This window comes from Sphingopyxis witflariensis, assembly GCF_002205635.1.
Taxonomy (GTDB): domain Bacteria; phylum Pseudomonadota; class Alphaproteobacteria; order Sphingomonadales; family Sphingomonadaceae; genus Sphingopyxis; species Sphingopyxis witflariensis.
On record NZ_NISJ01000006.1, the window covers coordinates 112,413 to 128,356 of the forward strand.

Genomic DNA, 15,944 nt, shown 5'->3' on the forward strand with positions numbered 1-15,944 from the left:
TGGCGCTCTGGGCCCCGGCTTTCGCCGGGGAACGGCTCCTGTCCGTCGCGACCCGCCACTCAGGACGCGGACGTCGCCTTACATCTGCTGCGCATTGCCCGCCTGCACCATCCCCCAACCGCTCCGATCGGCGCAAATCATGACTTGCTGATCGCCAACCGCACGACCCGGGCCTGCGAACAGCTGTCGTCATTGCCCGCTTTGCAGGATTTTTCGTATAGCTGGAGCGCGCGCGTCAGATCTTGCGGCAAGCCTTCACCGCTTTCATAGGCCGCTGCGGCGAAGTGACAGGCATAGCTTCCGAACTCGTCGTCGCTCTTGCTGATGTCGCAGGCGGTCCGGTACATCGCAATGGCGCTGGCGGCATCCTGTGCCACGCCATTGCCGTCGCGATACATATGGCCGAGCGTCAGGCAGTCGATCGCCACGCCATCGTCGCAGCCCTGCTGCATGTCTTCGAGGGTGATGGGAGCCGGGTCGGATGGATCGGCTTCGGCCTCGTCGGCTTCCTGGATATCGGCACTCGCCGCATATGCCCAGCCGGGCTGACCCGGGCCAACGCAGGCCAGCACCCACACCGCTGTTATCGTCAGTCGTCTATATGCCATTTTATCCCCCCCTTGTTTCCCGTCACAGATTCCATCCGCCTATCGCGTCGCCTTCATCTGCTGCGCATAGCCAGCTTGTACCATCGCGCTCATCTGGTCGAACAGCGCATCGGGATTGCTGCGGCGCAGCTGGGCGATCGCCGTCTCGATGCCGCCAGCGACCACCAGTTCGCGCGTCCCCGCATCGACCGCAGCGAGCATTTGGGCTGCTGCATCATCGGGCGACAGGCCGTTTTCGATCGCGGCGTCGCTTTCCCCGCGCACGCTGCCATCGGCGTTGAGCGCATTGCGGCTGATGTTGGTCGCGATCGATCCCGGTGCGACGACGAGGACCTTCAGTCCCAGATGCTCATTCTCGGAACGCACGCTGTCATGATAGCCGATCAGCCCGTGCTTCGCCGCCGAATAGGCGCTGCGCAGCGGCACCCCGGCAATCCCCGCGACGCTGGAAATGGCGACAATCTGGCCGCCGCCCGCCGCGACCATGCGCGGCAGCAGCGCCTGCGTCAGCGCGATCGGGGCGAGCAGGTCGACCGCGATAATCTGTTGATAGACCGAAAAATCGGTTTCGATCGCGAGGCTGCGCTGCGAGATGCCGGCGTTGTTGACGAGGCCGTCTATGCGGCCGCACCAGTCCCATGCCTGCTCGGCAATGGCAGGAATCGCTTCATAATCGGTGGCTTCAAAGGGCAGGATCATCGTTCCGGCGCCGCAATCGGCCGCCACCGCCTCGAGCGCCGCGACATTGCGTCCCGACAGGATCAGCTTTGCCCCGCGTGCCGCCAGTGCCCGCGCCAGCGCCGCGCCGATCCCCGACGAAGCCCCTGTAATCCACCAGATTTGATCTTGCATGCCGGCCTCTCCATTTGCTGATTTGTGTCAGCGTGAAACGGTCGGAGAGGGGCGTCAAGCCGCGGATGCGCGGATTTCCGTGCGGGGGTGGCAATTTTGTTGCGAATCTGATATAATAAATATCAACACGCCGACATTCTGCCTCTTCCCGTCTCCGGGCTGGGGCATATTCGGCGTTTCCGATGGAGCCATATCCCTTGCCACGCTGACTGGCTAGCGCCGCACAACGGTTCATCGCCCTCGGCAAGAGGGTGGGAGGCCATGTTGTTGTCGCACTTTCCAACCGAGGTCAAGGCACAGAAAGGAAGCTGAATGTCCGCTAGCACGCTTTTGTTCGAAGTCGGTGATTATGTCGTTTATCCCAAGCATGGCGTGGGGCGCGTCATCGAGCTGCAGAAGTCCGAAATCGCCGGTATGCAGCTGGAACTTTATGTCCTGCGCTTCGAAAAGGAAAAAATGACGCTTCGCGTGCCGACGAACAAGGCCGAAGGCGTCGGGATGCGCAAACTGTCGTCGGACAAGACGCTGAAGGAAGCGCTTCAGGTCCTGACCACCAAGCCGAAGGTCAAGCGCACCATGTGGTCGCGCCGCGCGCAGGAATATGAAGCGAAGATCAACTCGGGCGACCTCGTGTCGATCGCCGAAGTGACCCGCGACCTGTTCCGCGCCGACGACCAGCCCGAGCAGAGCTATTCGGAGCGCCAGATCTTCGAAGCCGCCTCGAGCCGCCTCGCGCGCGAACTGGGTGCGATGGAAGAAAGCGACGAAAAGACCGCGCAGGCGAAGATCCTTCAGATCCTCAACGAGCATGCGCCGTTGTATTATGCCGAAAAAGCTCTCTGAGCTGAGGCGATAGCGATAGTCAAAAGGGCGGTCCGAAAGGGCCGCCCTTTTTCGTTGTCCGCCATTTTCTTTCGTCATGCCGGACTTGATCCGGCATCCATCGCGGCGTTGAAGTCGTGGATCCCCCTGAGTTCACAAACGAAGTGCAACACCTCACACAGGTGTTGCCATGTCGAGATACCGTCAGTTATCGATTGAGGAGCGCTGTTCGATTGCCCGTCTTTATGAAGACGGGCAATCGATCCGGCAGATCGCTACAGCTCTGGATCGCCAGCCGTCGACCATCGCGCGCGAGTTGAAGCGCAACTGTGGAGCCAAGGTCGGTTACCAGCCTGCCTATGCGCAGGCGCAGGCCGATGCTCGGCGCTGGACCGGGACGCGGCTCGAGCGTGACGATGCCTTGCGTGAACAAGTGCTCGACCGGCTCGCGCAGGGCTGGTCGCCTGAGCAGGTGGCGGGGCGTCTGGCCCATGAACAAGGCCATCAGGTCATCAGCCATGAGACCATCTACCGCTTCGTCTATGCCCAGCTCAAACGCACCAACGACCGGCGCTGGCGCTTCTACCTCCCGCGCGCCAAGTACAAGCGCGGCTGGCGCACCAAGGGCGGCTGGCCGCGCTATACCGACCGTCTCTCGGTCCACGACCGCCCCGACAGCATCGCCACCCGCAAGCAGGCAGGCCATTGGGAGGCCGATGCCATGCTCTTCTCCACTTCGGGACAGGCGATCCTGATCGCCCATGAACGCCACTCGCGGATCGCCATCGCCCTGCGTCAGGCCAGCCTCAAGGCCGATCCCGTCGCCGACGCGCTCGTCGGGATGCTGAGACCCCTGCCAGCCGCGCTGCGACGCTCGATCACCTTCGACAATGGCACCGAATTTACCCGCCATCACCGCATCGAACAGCAGCTCGGCCTCAACGCCTACTTCTGCGATCCGCACGCTCCATGGCAGAAAGGCGGTGTCGAAAACGCCATCGGCAGGCTGCGCCGCAACCTGCCCCGAAAAACCAACCTCGACGACTTGTCAGCCAAAGCCATCGACGCCATCATCGCAAACTACAACAACACACCCAGAAAATGCCTCGGCTTCAAAACCCCAGCCGAAACCTTCCGCACGTTGCACTTCAAATGTGAATCCACACCCGGATCAAGTCCGGGGTGACGAAGGGTGGTGATTGCTAGGGATATTTCGCTGCCACAAAATACAGTCCGTCGGGCGGCGCGTTCAGCCCCAGCGCGTTGCGATCCGCCGCCTCCAGCGCCGCCTTCAGATCGCGCGCCGACCATTTGCCGTAACCGACCATCGCGAGGCATCCGACCATCGAGCGCACCTGATGGTGCAGGAAGCTGCGCGCCGCGGCCTCGATGATGATTTCCTCGCCGTGGCGGCTGACGGTGAGCTTATCTAGGGTCTTCACCGGGCTTTGCGACTGGCAATGCGCCGAGCGGAAGGTGGTGAAATCATGGAGGCCAATCAGCTGCTGCGCTGCAGCGTGCATCGCGTCGGCGTCGAGTGGCCGCGCGACTTGCCACGACAGCCCCTTGTCCCATGTCAGCGGCGCGCGGCGGTTGACGATGCGATATTCGTAGCTGCGACCGATGCAGGCGAAGCGTGCGTGCCAGTCGTCAGGGACGATCTCGGCCGCGACGATGGCGATCGGTGCGGGGCGAAGCTGGGCATTCAGCGCCTCGGTCAGCTTGAACGGCGTCAGCGACTTTTCGATATCGACATGCGCGCGCATCGCGATGGCATGGACCCCGGCGTCGGTGCGCCCGGCGCCGAGCACCGGCACCGTCTCGGCGGTGAAGCGGTGGATGGCTTCCTCGATCGCCTGCTGGACGCTGGGGCCGTGCGCCTGCCGCTGCCAGCCCATATAGGGGCGGCCGTCAAATTCTATGGTGAGGGCGAAACGGGTCATGTCGGGCCTGTAGCAGAAACCCTCTCCTTTGGGAGAGGGGGATTCAGGCCAGCCGCGTGCCCTTGGCGATTGCGCGTCCGCGCAGCAATTCGCCGGCATCCATCGCGGGCTTGCCCGCGCGTTGCACCCGCGTCGCGCGGATCGCGCCGGGGTTGCAGGCGATGGTCAGCGTATCGTCGAGCGTCACGCCGGGCGTAGCGCCAGTGACGGTTTCGGACGGATGGACGACTTCGGCCGCCAGTATCTTGTAGCGCTCGCCTTCGAGTTCGAAAAAGGCGCCCGGCATCGGGTTGAAGGCGCGAATTTGCCGCTCAACCTGCACCGCGCCGGTCAGGAAATCGAGCCGCGCCTCGCTCTTGTCGATCTTGGCGGCATAGGTCACGCCGTCGTCCGGCTGGGCGTCGGGCGCAAAGGCATGGAGGTCGCTCAGCACCTTCACCATCAACCCGGCGCCCATCGCCGCGAGTTCGTCGGTCAGTTCGCCCGCGGTCTTGCCATCGACCGGCGTCCGCCCGATCAGCCGCATCGCACCGGTATCGAGCCCGACATCCATCTGCATGATCGTCACCCCGGTCTCGGCATCGCCCGCGAGGATCGCGCGCTGCACCGGCGCCGCGCCGCGCCAGCGTGGCAGGATCGAGCCATGGACGTTGAGGCACCCCTCGCGCGGGGCGTCGAGGATCGCGGGCGGCAGGATCAGGCCATAGGCCGCCACCACCGCGATATCGAGGTCCAGTGCCGCGAATTCGGCCTGTTCGTCGGCGCCCTTCAGGCTCTTCGGCGTGCGGACCGGAAGGCCATGTTCCTCTGCCCAGACATGCACTGCGGATTGCTGCAATTTCTTGCCGCGCTGCGCGGGGCGGGGGGGCTGGGTATAGACAGCCACAATTTCGTGCCCCGCCGCGTGGAGCGCGGCGAGCGTCGGCACCGCAAAGGGCGGCGTTCCCATGAAGGCGATACGCATGATGCGCGCATTGGCGGAGGATGCGGGGTTGTGCAAGGTTGATGGTTGGAGATTGCCGCGTCGCTACGCTCCTCGCAACGACAAGCTCAAACCGTCATTGCGAGCGAAGCGAAGCAATCTCCAGCCATCGGCCTATCCGCCGGTCAGTTCAGGATACAGGTCACGCCATTCGGGATTTTCCACCTCGATCAACGCCACCTTCTTCGCCCGCGATCCGGCCTTGATCTGTTTTTCGCGCGTGATCGCCGAATGCATGTCACCGTGCAGTTCGAACCACACCAGTTTGTCGCACCGATAGCGCGCTGAAAATCCATGCTGTTTCTGCCTGTGCTGCCACGCCCGTGCGATCAGGTCCGACGTCACGCCGACGTACAGCACGCCATCCTTGCGATTGGACATCATATAAACCGCTGGCTGCCGCTCTTCCCGCATCGCTGGAGATTGCTTCGTCGCTGCGCTCCTCGCAATGACGAATTTGGGAACGTCATTACGACCCCGGTGAAGGCCGGGGGAAGCGATCTCCAGCCAACGGCCTTGCGCGACGCCAGCGGGCAAGCCAAACACCACCTCATGGCCTCCACCGAAATCGAAGCGCTCGTCCAGCAACTCGCCCGGCTTCCCGGGCTCGGCCCGCGTTCGGCGCGGCGGGCGGTGCTGCATCTGATGAAGAAGCGCGAAAGCGCCTTTGCGCCGCTGCTCGCGGCATTGCAGATGGTGTCCGAACGGCTCGTCACCTGCACCATTTGCGGCAATGTCGACACGCATGATCCGTGCGCGATCTGCGCCGACCCGCGCCGCGATGCGCGGTCGCTGTGCGTCGTCGAGGAAGTCTCCGACCTGTGGGCGCTCGACAAGTCGCGGCTCTTTCCCGGCAAATATCATGTCCTCGGCGGACGGCTCTCGGCGCTCGAGGGCATCCGTCCGCAGGACCTTGCCATCGACGCGCTGGTCGCGCGCGTCGCGGAAGGCGGGATCGACGAGGTCGTGCTGGCGATGAACGCGACGCTTGAGGGACAGACGACCGCTCATTATCTTGCCGAGCGGCTCGAGGGGTATCCGATACGGCTGACCCAGCTGGCGCATGGTTTGCCGGTGGGCGGTGAGCTGGATTATCTCGATGAGGGGACGCTGGCGCAGGCATTGCGGGCGCGGCGTCCGGTGGGTTGACGCGGAGCCTTTGAGTTCATACCTGCGCACCATGGCCTTACTCCCAATCATAGAGACCCCGGATCCCCGGCTCCGCGTCATTTCCAAGCCCGTCGAGACCTTCGACGCCGAGCTGAAGGCGTTGATCGCCGACATGTTCGAGACGATGTACGACGCCCCCGGTATCGGGCTGGCCGCGATTCAGGTCGGGGTGCCGAAGCGCATCCTGGTGATCGATCTGCAAGAAGCCGATCCCGAGGATGAAGAGGGCAAGAAGGTGATCCGCGAGCCGCGCGTCTTCATCAACCCCGTCTTTTCCGACGAGAGCGAAGAGCACAGCGTCTATCAGGAAGGCTGCCTGTCGGTCCCCGAGCAGTACGCCGATGTGACGCGTCCCGCCGAGGTGACGGTCGATTGGCAGGACGCCGACGGCAAGCATCATCAGGAACGCATGACCGGCCTGATGGCGACGTGCATCCAGCACGAGCATGACCATCTGGAAGGCATTCTCTTCATCGACCATCTGTCGCGGTTGAAGCGCGACATGGTGCTGAAGAAACTCATGAAGATGCGCAAGGCGGCTTGAGCGTCATAATTCTAGGCTGATTATCTTCGTCATTGCGAGCGAAGCGAAGCAATCTCCAGCCATCAGTCTTGCGTAAGGCCGACGACTGGAGATTGCCGCGTCGCTTCGCTCCTCGCAATGACGATTCTCAGGCTCTAATCTGACGTTCGTTTTTGCACGCTGGACCCCGGCTTTCGCCGGGGAACAGTTTGTGCGGCCGGGGGCTGATTACCCCGCCTTGGCGACCGCGACCATCGCGGGGCGCAGCAGGCGGTCTTTCATCATATAGCCGGCCTGCATTTCCTGCACGATCGTGCCGGCGTCCTTGTCGCTGGGGATTTCGAGCATCGCCTGATGCTGGTTCGGGTCGAGCGGCAGGCCGATTGCGGCGATGCGGGTGATGCCGTGGCGTTCGAACACGCTCATCAACTCGCGCTCGGTGGCTTCGAGGCCGGTGACGAGCGGCTTGATCGCCTCGTCGGCGCGCTGTTCGTCGCTCAGCGACGCGAGCGCGCGGCCGAGATTGTCGGCGACCGACAGGATGTCGCGCGCGAATTTGGTCGCGGCATAGGCGTGCGCGTCGGCGACTTCCTTCTCGGCGCGGCGACGCACGTTCTGCGTCTCGGCGCGCGCATAGAGGATGTCCTGCTGCGCGGTCGCGAGCTGTTCGGTCAGCTTGGCCACCTCGTTATTCGCGCCTTCGGCGGGCGCTGCGGTTTCAACTTCGGGGTTCGCGCCGTCTTCGACCGGCGTGTCATTCTCTGTATTTGTCATAAACCTATCGTATCAGTCTGGAGAGCGATTGTGCGGTGAAATCTACCATGGGTACGATCCGCGCATAGTTCAAGCGCGTCGGGCCGATCACCCCGACGACGCCGACCACGCGACCGTCGCTGCCATGATAGGGTGCGGCGATAACCGACGATCCCGACAGCGAGAAGAGCTTATTCTCCGACCCGATGAAAATGCGGGTCGCGCTGCCTTCGCGGGCGCTGTCGAGCAGATGGGCGATATCCTGTTTGGTTTCGAGCTCGTCGAGCAATTGCCGCACGCGGTCGAGGTCGCCGACCGCACTGTCGTCGAGCAGATTCGCCTGGCCGCGCACGATCAGCACCGGGCGGTCGGCGCCGTCGGACGACCAGATGGCGAGCCCGCGCGATACCAGATCCTGCGCCGCGCGGTCGATCGCGATCCGTTCGGCCTCAATCTCGCGCCGTACCCGCGCCATCGCCTCGGTCAGCGTCAGGCCTGCGAGCATCGCGGTGATATAATTGCCCGCCTCGACGAGCGCCGAGGGGTTGAGTCCCGCCGGAAGGTCGATGACGCGATTTTCGACCGCGCCATCGCCCGCGACGAGGACGACGAGCGACTGGCTCGCCGACAAGGGCACGAAGGCGATTTGTTTCAGTATCCGCTCATGCTTGGGGACGAGGACGAGTCCCGCACACGCCGAGAGGCCCGACAGCGCCGAAGTCGCCTGCGCGAGCGCGCTTTCGATCGGGCCGGCGTCGGACAGGCTCGCCTCGATCTGCGCGCGGTCTTCGGCCGATGGCTCGGCGACCTGCATCATCCCGTCGACGAAGAGGCGCAACCCCTGTTCGGTCGGCAGCCGCCCCGCGCTGGTGTGCGGGCTGGCGAGCAGGCCGAACTCCTCGAGATCCTGCATCACGTTGCGGATCGACGCGGGGGAGAGGTTGAGCGCGGTGAGTTTCGACAGCGTGCGCGATCCGACCGGCTGGCCGGTTTCCAGATAGGCGTCGACGACCATCCGGAACACGTCGCGGGCGCGCGTGGTGAGTTCGGTGATCGGCAGCGTGGTCATAAAGGGGATTTAGGGATGGCGAGGGGCGGGGGCAAGCATAGTCGCCCCTCTCCCGCCGGGAGAGGGCAGCGAGACTTGCGAACTTGTTCGCTAGTCGCAGCGGGTGAGGGTCTGTGCGTTATCGGAACGGAACCGCCCCTCACCCAGCTTCGCCTAGGCGGCAAGCCGCCAAGGCTGCGCAACCCTCTCCCGACGGGAGAGGGGATTCGGACTCGCTAGCTTGCAAAACCAACGCTAACCTTCCGTCCCGGGGGGGAAATATATGACCACACGACCGTTAACCCAGGACGACCCGCTCGACGATTTCGAGCATCGCGATATCATCCTGCTCGGCCGCAAGCAGCGCGTTTACACGATGGGCAGCGGTCCCGCCGTCATCGTGATGACCGAAATGCCGGGGATCAGCCCGCATGTCGCGCGCTTCGCCCGCTGGGTGCGTGACGCGGGTTTCACCGTCTATATGCCGCATATTTTCGGCAAGGATGGCGCGGTGCCGCGGATGCCCGGTGCGGTCTTCACGATGATAGGCGGTTGCATCAGCCGCCAGTTTCGCGCCTTCCAATCGAACGAAAGCTCGCCCGCGACGCGGTGGCTCCGCGCCCTCGCGGCGCAGGCGCATAAGGAATGCGGCGGCAGGGGCGTCGGCGCGATCGGCATGTGCTTCACCGGCAATTTTGCGCTGTCGATGATGCTCGAACCCTCGGTGCTCGCGCCCGTGCTCGCGCAGCCGTCGTTGCCGCTGAATAACCCGGCGGGCATGCACATCGCCCCCGACGAACTGGCGGCGGTCAAGGCGCGGATGGAGGCCGAGGATCTGACCGTCCTCGCATACCGGTTCGAGGGCGACACATATTGCAAGGCGGCGCGCTTTGCCGCCTATGAGGATGCGCTCGGCGACCGCTTCATCGGCCGCGTGCTGCCCGACGCTGCGGCGAACCCCGACAGCCCGATGAAAAACCCGCACAGCGTCGTCACCATCCATCTGATCGACGAAGTGGGCCAGCCGACGGTCGAGGCGCGCGACGAAATCCTCGAATTTTTCCATATGCGGTTGAGCGATTGACGCCGAGCGCCTAAGCGCGGCGCCAATCATCCATTGAAAGGAATTTCCATGCGTCCCTCCGGCCGTGCGCCCGACCAGATGCGCTCCATCGCGATCGAACCCGCCTTCACCATCCATGCCGAGGGCAGCGTGCTCGTCAGCTTTGGCAATACGAAGGTGCTGGTGACCGCCAGCGTCGACGAGAAGGTTCCGCCCTTCCTGCGCGGCAAGGGTGCGGGCTGGGTAACGGCCGAATATGGCATGCTTCCCCGCGCGACGCATACGCGCGGCAGCCGCGAAGCAGCGAAGGGCAAGCAGTCGGGACGCACGCAGGAAATTCAGCGGCTTATCGGGCGGTCTTTGCGCGCCGTCGTCGATATGAAAAAGCTCGGCGAGCGTCAGATCATCATCGATTGCGACGTCATTCAGGCCGATGGTGGCACGCGCACCGCGTCGATTTCGGGCGCGTGGGTCGCGCTGCGCCTTGCGGTCGACAAACTGCTTGCAGCCAAGACGATCAGCGAAGATCCGATCGTCGACAAGGTCGGCGCGATTTCGTGCGGCATCTACAAGGGCACGCCGGTTCTCGACCTCGACTATGACGAGGATTCGGTCGCCGAAGCCGACGGCAATTTCGTGCTGACCGGCAAGGGCCAGATCGTCGAAGTCCAGGCGAGCGCCGAGGGCGCGACCTATGACGAAGAAGGTCTGCTCCGCCTGCTCCGCCTCGCGCGCATCGGCTGCACCGAGATTTTCGCGGCGCAGGACAAGGCGACGGGGCGCTGATAAACCTCCTCTCCCGGCGGGAGAGGAAGCGAGACTTGCCAGCTTGCTGGCTAGTCGCAGCAGGTGAGGGGATGTGACGGAGAAGGTGCACAAACCGTCTACGTCTATGGCCCGCAAGCTGCGGCGCAATGACACCGAGGCCGAGAAGCGACTGTGGAGCGCGCTGCGCTCCCGTCAATTTCTTGGCCTCAAATTCCGGCGGCAATCACCGGTCGGAGAGTTCATCGCCGATTTCCTGTGCGAAGGCATGCGGATCATTGTCCAGGCCGATGGCGGGCAGCATGCGGACAACCCCGCCGACACCGATCGTACGGTACGCTTGCAAGCCGCAGGCTATCACGTCATCCGTTACTGGAACAATGCATCATGGACAATCTGGAGGGCGTGTTGGAGGATCTGCGCGGACGTATGGCTGCTATCGCTGACGGCAGAACCCCTCACCCAACCCTCTCCCAAGGGGAGAGGGCTTTATGACCCACCGCGAACTCTCCCCCGGTAAACTCGTCATCGCCAGCCACAACGCTGGCAAGGTGCGCGAGATTCGCGCGCTGCTTGCGCCCTATGGGATCGAGCCGGTGTCGGCGGGCGACCTCGGGCTTCCCGAGCCCGAGGAGACGGGGACGACCTTCCGCGACAATGCGTTGCTCAAGGCGCATGCCAGCGCCTCGGCTTCGGGCTTGCCCGCGCTCGCCGATGACAGCGGGCTCGAGGTTGCAGCGCTCGGCGGACGCCCGGGGGTTTACACCGCCGACTGGGCCGAGCGTCAGCCGTATGAGGGCGAACCCGGTCGCGACTGGTATATGGCGATGGGGAAGGTCGAAGGCCTGCTCGCCGAACAGGGACCGGACGCCGATCGCAGCGCCTGTTTCGTCTGCACCCTCGCGCTCGCCTGGCCCGACGGCCATGCCGAGGTTTTCGAGGGCCGGGCAGAGGGCAGTCTGACCTGGCCGCCGCGCGGGATATTGGGCTTCGGTTATGATCCGGTATTCGTTCCGATCGGTAACTCGCTGACTTATGCTGAAATCTCGCCCGAAGAGAAGCATGCAACCAGCCACCGGGCCGATGCGTTTGCGAAGCTGGTGGCGGGGGTGTTCTAGCCCAATCCCAAATGGACAACGGAGCTGTTGATGCATTGATAGAATTGGGCGGTGCGGTGCCAATCCATTCCCCGTTTTCCTAATTCTACATAGGCACAATAGCGTCGATCTTCTGACCGGAATTCATAAGCGGCGACGGCCATTGCGGTTGAATCGTGGGTTCCGACCAGCTTGAATTTTAGCGCTCTCAAGTCGTCCACTTTCGTGTCATCCTCGATCAAACAGCGCTCGTCCGGGCCGTCGAGGCAGTGATGCAGGATTTCCCAGGCCATAGCGGAATCAGGTCGGTTTGGACGCATAAACCAGTATGCGGCCGCAGTTGCCGTGATCAAGGCCACGGCTATCATGATCCATCTCTTTGAGGGCATGGCATGGCATGGGTCAGATAGATTGTCGGTGCAAGCTGACATTTCCCGTCAAATGACTATATCGCCCCCAATGGCCGAACCCCTTGCCCTGTATGTCCATTGGCCGTTTTGCGTGTCGAAATGCCCTTATTGCGACTTTAACAGCCATGTCCGCGAGAGCGTCGATCAGGCGGTGTGGCGCGATGCACTGCTGACCGACTTGCGTCACGAGGCGGCTCTGCTGCCGGGGCGCCGCGTCGGGTCAATCTTTTTCGGCGGTGGCACCCCCAGCCTGATGCCGCCCGCGACCGTCGCGGCGGTGATCGCGGCGGCGGAGGCCGCATGGGGGCTGACCGATGATGTCGAGATCACGCTGGAGGCGAACCCCAATTCGGTCGAGGTTGCCAATTTCGCCGACCTTGCCGCCGCTGGGGTCAACCGCGTGTCGATCGGGGTTCAGAGCTTCGACGCGCAAGTGCTTGAATTTCTGGGACGCGCCCACAGCGAGGATGAGGCGCGCCGTGCGATCGCGACCGCGCAGGATCATTTCGCGCGGGTCAGCTTCGACCTCATCTATGCGCGACCGGGCCAGTCGCTGACGGCGTGGGAGAGCGAACTGACGAGCGCGCTCGCCTTCGGGACCGACCATCTTTCGCTCTATCAGCTCACCATCGAACCCGGAACGCGCTTTGCGACGCTCGCGGCGAAGGGCGATCTTACCATCCCCGACGGCGACACCGCCGCCGACCTGTTCGAGGCGACCGACGCGATGACGCGCGCCGCGGGTCTACCGCGCTATGAGGTCTCGAACCACGCGCGTGTCGGTCAGGAAAGCCGCCACAATCTCGCTTACTGGCGCTACGCCGATTATGCAGGGGTCGGGCCGGGCGCGCATGGGCGGCGGCTTGGACAGGCGACCGAGCGGCACAAGAAGCCCGAGAATTTCATCACAGCCGTCGAGCGAAACGGCCACGGCCTGAAGGTCGAAGCCGACCTGCCCGCGAATGAGCGCGCGACCGAGGCGATGCTGATGGGGCTGCGGCTGACCGAGGGCGTCGACCTGGCTCGGATCGAGATGCGGAGCGGGTTGGCGCGCTATGCGTTCGTCGATGGCGATGCGGTGGCGCGGTTGGTAGGGCAGGGGCTGATGCGGCAGGCTGGCGATCGGCTGATGGTCACTGACGACGGCATCCTCCTGCTCGACTCGATCCTTTCCGAGGTGGTGCGAACAAGCTAGCATCCTGTTCCAAAGCCCGTTCGCCCCGAGCTTGTCGAAGGGCTGTTCTTTCTTTCGCCGGGCTGGAGGAAAGAGCGGGGCTTCGACAAGCTCAGCCCGAACGGATTAAAGGTTGGCGCAAGACATCATCCGCGACTGGGACGCTCATCTGGCGCATGAAAAGCGCCGGTCCGAACACACGCGCCGCGCCTATATCGCGACCGCCGAGCGGTTCAGCACCTTCCTGTCCGAACATCGCGGCGGCGAAGCCGATAGTGCGATGCTCACCAAACTCACCCCGAACGATCTGCGCGCCTATCTCGCCACCCGCCGCGCCGAGGGGCTGGGCAACGCTTCGGCGGCGCGGGAACTCAGCGCGCTGCGTGGTTTCTTGCGCTTCGTCGGCGGGTCGGGGGCGAGCGTGCCGCAACTGCGCGGTCCGCGCGTCAAAAAGGGACTACCGCGCCCCGTCTCGCCCGCCGAGGCGCTCGCGCTGGCGCAGGACGTCGAGGACAATGCCCGGCAGGGGTGGACCGGTGCGCGCGATTTCGCGCTGTTGCTGCTGCTCTATGGCGCCGGGTTGCGCATCGGCGAGGCGCTGTCGCTGACCGGCGCCGCGCTGCCGCTCGGCGAGACGCTGCGCGTCACCGGCAAGCGGGACAAGACGCGGATCGTCCCGATCCTGCCCGCTGTGGCGGACGCTGTATCACGCTATGTCGCGTCCTGCCCGTGGCCGATCGGCAAGGAGGATATGCTGTTCCTCGGCGCGCGCGGCGGGCCGCTTGCGCCCGGGGTTGTGCGCGCCAATGTGCGCTCGGCGCGCCGCGCGCTGGGGCTTGCCGAACGCACGACGCCGCACGCGCTGCGCCATAGTTTCGCAACGCATCTGCTGGCGGGCGGGGCCGATCTGCGGTCCTTGCAGGAACTGCTCGGCCACGCGAGCCTTGCTTCGACGCAGGTTTATACCGCGGTCGATGCCGCGCATCTGCTCGACATTTATCGGAATGCCCACCCGCGCGCTTAGTCGCTGCAATTCACCCCGTTGGCCCTGAGCTTGTCGAAGGGCTGTTCTTTTTCATGCGGCGCCGAAGGGAAGGGCGGTGCTTCGACAAGCTCAGCACGAACGGGGAAAGGGCGTTCTATTTTTCGCTGGTAGCCTTCGGCTTCCACGTCACGACGCGGTACACATACAGCAGCACGATCGACCCGATCGCGACCACCGCCAGCGGGCCGATGAAGCGGTCGACTTCGGCGAACTGCTTGCCGAACCAGTTGCCCGCGCCCGCGATCGCGCTGATCCAGATCGTCGACCCCGCAGCGGTCCAGATCAGGAATTTGACCTGCGACATGCCCACCATCCCCGCGGGCAGCGACACCATCGTCCGCGCGATGGGAACGAAGCGGAAGACGAAGACGATCCCCGACCCGAACCGGAGGAACCAGTCGTGCAATTTCTCGACCTCGTCCCAGTCGAGCGTCAGCCAGCGGCCATAGCGGTCGATCAGCGGTTTGAGCCGCGCATAGCCGAACCAGCGGCCGACCCAATACCACACCCAGTTTCCGAGCGTGGTTCCCGCGACCGCGACCGCGACCAGCGTCCAGTAATCAAAGCGCCCCTGCGCGACCATCACGCCGCCGAGGCTCATGATGACCTCCGACGGAATCGGCGGGAACACATTTTCGAGGAACATCAGAATCGCGATGCCGAGGTAGCCCCAGCTATGGATCAGATTGAGAATGAATTCGGTCATGTAGGGGGAATCATCCTGTTCAGGCGAGGCGCCGCGCGATGGCGTCCCAGATCATGCCCGCGGTGTCGCTGTTGTTGAAGCGGTCGATCGCGACGATCCCGGTGGGCGAGGTGACGTTGATTTCGGTCAGCCATTCGCCGCCGATCACGTCGATGCCGACGAAGATCAGCCCGCGCTCCCGAAGCTGCGGCCCCAGAACATCGCAGATTTCCTGCTCGCGCGGGGTCAGTTCGGCGGCCTCGGCATAGCCGCCGACCGCGAGGTTCGATCGGAATTCGCCTTCGCCGGGCTTGCGGTTGATCGCGCCTGCGACTTCGCCGTCGACGAGCACGATGCGCTTGTCGCCCTGGGCAACGCTCGGCAGGAATTGCTGGACCATGAAGGGTTCGGGCCAGACCTGCCCGAACATTTCGACCAGTGCGCCGAGGTTGGCGCCGTCGGCGTCGATGCGGAACACCGCCTTGCCGCCATTGCCGTGGAGCGGCTTGATCACCACCGCGCCATAGCGCGCCTGAAAATCCTTCACCGCGTCGAGGTCGCGCGTGACCATCGTCGGCGGCATAAATTCGGGGAAGTCGAGGACGAAGACTTTTTCGGGGGCGTTGCGGACCGAGACGGGGTCGTTAACGACCAGCGTCTCGCCTGCGAGCCGCTCGAGCAGCCAGGTGCCGGTGAGATAGCCCAGATCGAAGGGCGGGTCCTGCCGCATCAGTACGACATCGATGTCGCGGCCGAGGTCGATCGTGACCGCTTCGCCGAACCTGTAATGGTTTCCCGCCTCGCGCTTCACGTAGAGAACGCGGTGCGCCTTCGTCGTCAGCCGTCCGGCCTCCCACGTCAGCCCGCGCACATCATAATGATAGACCTCGTAACCGCGCTCCTGCGCGCTGAGCATCAGGGCAAAGCTGCTGTCGCCCGCAATGTTGATGCCATCCATCGGGTCCATTTGCACGGCGGCGCGCAGGGTCATGCTCTTCTCCTTG

At 64.0% G+C, this 15,944-nt stretch carries 20 protein-coding genes; 10 read left to right on the top strand and 10 right to left on the bottom strand.

Translation table 11 applies throughout. The features are described 5' to 3' along the window. Nucleotides 1–137 precede the first annotated feature (137 nt). Nucleotides 138–608 (bottom strand): tetratricopeptide repeat protein, encoded by a 471-nt coding sequence (locus CDQ91_RS12460; RefSeq protein ID WP_088473057.1) that lies wholly within the window; start codon nucleotides 606–608, stop codon nucleotides 138–140. Nucleotides 609–647: 39 nt separating this feature from the next. Further along, nucleotides 648–1,460, bottom strand: coding sequence for an SDR family NAD(P)-dependent oxidoreductase (locus CDQ91_RS12465; RefSeq protein ID WP_088473058.1), 813 nt, complete (start codon nucleotides 1,458–1,460; stop codon nucleotides 648–650). A gap of 312 nt (nucleotides 1,461–1,772) precedes the next feature. Between CDQ91_RS12465 and CDQ91_RS12470 the strand changes: the two genes are divergently transcribed. Together CDQ91_RS12470 and CDQ91_RS12475 are read left to right on the top strand one after the other, a co-directional pair. Then, a complete protein-coding gene (locus CDQ91_RS12470; RefSeq protein WP_088473059.1) occupies nucleotides 1,773–2,303 on the top strand; it encodes a CarD family transcriptional regulator in 531 nt (176 codons plus the stop codon). 169 nt (nucleotides 2,304–2,472) lie between these two features. Then, complete coding sequence (locus CDQ91_RS12475; protein ID WP_088472435.1) at nucleotides 2,473–3,468, top strand: IS30 family transposase; 996 nt, start codon at nucleotides 2,473–2,475, stop codon at nucleotides 3,466–3,468. Between the two features lie 16 nt (nucleotides 3,469–3,484). Here the strand turns inward: CDQ91_RS12475 and truA are convergent, their stop codons facing one another. The 3 genes from truA to CDQ91_RS21950 all read right to left on the bottom strand — a co-directional run bounded on the left by truA (nucleotide 3,485) and on the right by CDQ91_RS21950 (nucleotide 5,795). Continuing rightward, the gene (truA, locus tag CDQ91_RS12480; RefSeq protein ID WP_088473060.1) at nucleotides 3,485–4,225 is read right to left on the bottom strand and encodes a tRNA pseudouridine(38-40) synthase TruA; all 741 of its coding nucleotides are present in this window, start codon (nucleotides 4,223–4,225) and stop codon (nucleotides 3,485–3,487) included. Between the two features lie 43 nt (nucleotides 4,226–4,268). Continuing rightward, the gene (gene fmt, locus CDQ91_RS12485; RefSeq protein ID WP_088473177.1) at nucleotides 4,269–5,189 is read right to left on the bottom strand and encodes a methionyl-tRNA formyltransferase; all 921 of its coding nucleotides are present in this window, start codon (nucleotides 5,187–5,189) and stop codon (nucleotides 4,269–4,271) included. Between the two features lie 132 nt (nucleotides 5,190–5,321). Continuing rightward, on the bottom strand, nucleotides 5,322–5,795 hold the full coding sequence (locus CDQ91_RS21950; protein WP_336579903.1) for a GIY-YIG nuclease family protein: 474 nt from the start codon (nucleotides 5,793–5,795) through the stop codon (nucleotides 5,322–5,324). Here CDQ91_RS21950 and recR point away from each other — a divergent pair. Together recR and def are read left to right on the top strand one after the other, a co-directional pair. Next, nucleotides 5,760–6,356 (top strand): recombination mediator RecR, encoded by a 597-nt coding sequence (recR, locus tag CDQ91_RS12495; protein ID WP_088473062.1) that lies wholly within the window; start codon nucleotides 5,760–5,762, stop codon nucleotides 6,354–6,356. The two genes, CDQ91_RS21950 and recR, sit on opposite strands and share 36 nt — an antisense overlap. A gap of 31 nt (nucleotides 6,357–6,387) precedes the next feature. Further along, nucleotides 6,388–6,921, top strand: a complete 534-nt coding sequence (gene def / locus CDQ91_RS12500) for a peptide deformylase (protein WP_088473063.1) — start codon at nucleotides 6,388–6,390, stop codon at nucleotides 6,919–6,921. Between the two features lie 207 nt (nucleotides 6,922–7,128). Here def and grpE read toward each other — a convergent pair whose 3' ends face one another. Beyond that, nucleotides 7,129–7,674 (bottom strand): nucleotide exchange factor GrpE, encoded by a 546-nt coding sequence (gene grpE / locus CDQ91_RS12505; RefSeq protein WP_088473064.1) that lies wholly within the window; start codon nucleotides 7,672–7,674, stop codon nucleotides 7,129–7,131. 4 nt (nucleotides 7,675–7,678) lie between these two features. Next, entirely contained in the window at nucleotides 7,679–8,722 is a 1,044-nt protein-coding gene (hrcA, locus tag CDQ91_RS12510; protein WP_088473065.1) for a heat-inducible transcriptional repressor HrcA, read from the bottom strand. A 262-nt stretch (nucleotides 8,723–8,984) separates the two neighbouring features. Between hrcA and CDQ91_RS12515 the strand changes: the two genes are divergently transcribed. The 4 genes from CDQ91_RS12515 to rdgB all read left to right on the top strand — a co-directional run bounded on the left by CDQ91_RS12515 (nucleotide 8,985) and on the right by rdgB (nucleotide 11,647). Continuing rightward, a complete protein-coding gene (locus CDQ91_RS12515; protein ID WP_088473066.1) occupies nucleotides 8,985–9,785 on the top strand; it encodes a dienelactone hydrolase family protein in 801 nt (266 codons plus the stop codon). A 48-nt stretch (nucleotides 9,786–9,833) separates the two neighbouring features. After that, on the top strand, nucleotides 9,834–10,550 hold the full coding sequence (gene rph, locus CDQ91_RS12520; RefSeq protein WP_088473067.1) for a ribonuclease PH: 717 nt from the start codon (nucleotides 9,834–9,836) through the stop codon (nucleotides 10,548–10,550). Nucleotides 10,551–10,656: 106 nt separating this feature from the next. Further along, nucleotides 10,657–11,049, top strand: a complete 393-nt coding sequence (locus CDQ91_RS12525) for an endonuclease domain-containing protein (RefSeq protein WP_237245962.1) — start codon at nucleotides 10,657–10,659, stop codon at nucleotides 11,047–11,049. After that, complete coding sequence (rdgB, locus tag CDQ91_RS12530; RefSeq protein WP_088473068.1) at nucleotides 11,021–11,647, top strand: RdgB/HAM1 family non-canonical purine NTP pyrophosphatase; 627 nt, start codon at nucleotides 11,021–11,023, stop codon at nucleotides 11,645–11,647. Before CDQ91_RS12525 ends, rdgB begins: the two co-directional genes overlap by 29 nt. Here rdgB and CDQ91_RS12535 read toward each other — a convergent pair. After that, nucleotides 11,644–11,994, bottom strand: a complete 351-nt coding sequence (locus tag CDQ91_RS12535) for a hypothetical protein (RefSeq protein ID WP_144036767.1) — start codon at nucleotides 11,992–11,994, stop codon at nucleotides 11,644–11,646. The genes rdgB and CDQ91_RS12535 overlap by 4 nt on opposite strands. Nucleotides 11,995–12,085: 91 nt before the next feature. Between CDQ91_RS12535 and hemW the strand changes: the two genes are divergently transcribed. Further along, a complete protein-coding gene (hemW, locus tag CDQ91_RS12540) occupies nucleotides 12,086–13,231 on the top strand; it encodes a radical SAM family heme chaperone HemW (protein WP_088473070.1) in 1,146 nt (381 codons plus the stop codon). Nucleotides 13,232–13,343: 112 nt separating this feature from the next. Further along, entirely contained in the window at nucleotides 13,344–14,234 is an 891-nt protein-coding gene (locus CDQ91_RS12545; protein ID WP_088473071.1) for a tyrosine recombinase XerC, read from the top strand. A 115-nt stretch (nucleotides 14,235–14,349) separates the two neighbouring features. On the opposite strand, the gene CDQ91_RS12550 is transcribed toward CDQ91_RS12545, so the two are convergent. Together CDQ91_RS12550 and gshB are read right to left on the bottom strand one after the other, a co-directional pair. Beyond that, nucleotides 14,350–14,961: a DedA family protein gene (locus tag CDQ91_RS12550; protein ID WP_088473072.1), complete on the bottom strand. Its 612-nt coding sequence runs from the start codon at nucleotides 14,959–14,961 to the stop codon at nucleotides 14,350–14,352. Between the two features lie 19 nt (nucleotides 14,962–14,980). Next, nucleotides 14,981–15,931 carry a glutathione synthase gene (gene gshB / locus CDQ91_RS12555; protein WP_088473073.1) on the bottom strand — a complete coding sequence of 317 codons (951 nt, stop codon included), beginning with the start codon at nucleotides 15,929–15,931 and terminating at the stop codon, nucleotides 14,981–14,983. Nucleotides 15,932–15,944: the final 13 nt, after the last annotated feature.

Coding starts and splice junctions, on each gene's coding strand:
- def (WP_088473063.1), top strand. CDS start 6,388: ATGGCCTTACTCCCAATCATAGAGACCCCGGATCCCCGGCTCCGCGTC.
- recR (WP_088473062.1), top strand. CDS start 5,760: ATGGCCTCCACCGAAATCGAAGCGCTCGTCCAGCAACTCGCCCGGCTT.
- hrcA (WP_088473065.1), bottom strand. CDS start 8,722: ATGACCACGCTGCCGATCACCGAACTCACCACGCGCGCCCGCGACGTG.
- rdgB (WP_088473068.1), top strand. CDS start 11,021: ATGACCCACCGCGAACTCTCCCCCGGTAAACTCGTCATCGCCAGCCAC.
- CDQ91_RS12535 (WP_144036767.1), bottom strand. CDS start 11,994: ATGATAGCCGTGGCCTTGATCACGGCAACTGCGGCCGCATACTGGTTT.
- CDQ91_RS12550 (WP_088473072.1), bottom strand. CDS start 14,961: ATGACCGAATTCATTCTCAATCTGATCCATAGCTGGGGCTACCTCGGC.
- CDQ91_RS12525 (WP_237245962.1), top strand. CDS start 10,657: ATGGCCCGCAAGCTGCGGCGCAATGACACCGAGGCCGAGAAGCGACTG.
- truA (WP_088473060.1), bottom strand. CDS start 4,225: ATGACCCGTTTCGCCCTCACCATAGAATTTGACGGCCGCCCCTATATG.
- CDQ91_RS12470 (WP_088473059.1), top strand. CDS start 1,773: ATGTCCGCTAGCACGCTTTTGTTCGAAGTCGGTGATTATGTCGTTTAT.
- gshB (WP_088473073.1), bottom strand. CDS start 15,931: ATGACCCTGCGCGCCGCCGTGCAAATGGACCCGATGGATGGCATCAAC.
- CDQ91_RS12475 (WP_088472435.1), top strand. CDS start 2,473: ATGTCGAGATACCGTCAGTTATCGATTGAGGAGCGCTGTTCGATTGCC.
- rph (WP_088473067.1), top strand. CDS start 9,834: ATGCGTCCCTCCGGCCGTGCGCCCGACCAGATGCGCTCCATCGCGATC.
- CDQ91_RS12460 (WP_088473057.1), bottom strand. CDS start 608: ATGGCATATAGACGACTGACGATAACAGCGGTGTGGGTGCTGGCCTGC.
- CDQ91_RS12465 (WP_088473058.1), bottom strand. CDS start 1,460: ATGCAAGATCAAATCTGGTGGATTACAGGGGCTTCGTCGGGGATCGGC.
- fmt (WP_088473177.1), bottom strand. CDS start 5,189: ATGCGTATCGCCTTCATGGGAACGCCGCCCTTTGCGGTGCCGACGCTC.
- grpE (WP_088473064.1), bottom strand. CDS start 7,674: ATGACAAATACAGAGAATGACACGCCGGTCGAAGACGGCGCGAACCCC.
- CDQ91_RS12515 (WP_088473066.1), top strand. CDS start 8,985: ATGACCACACGACCGTTAACCCAGGACGACCCGCTCGACGATTTCGAG.
- hemW (WP_088473070.1), top strand. CDS start 12,086: ATGGCCGAACCCCTTGCCCTGTATGTCCATTGGCCGTTTTGCGTGTCG.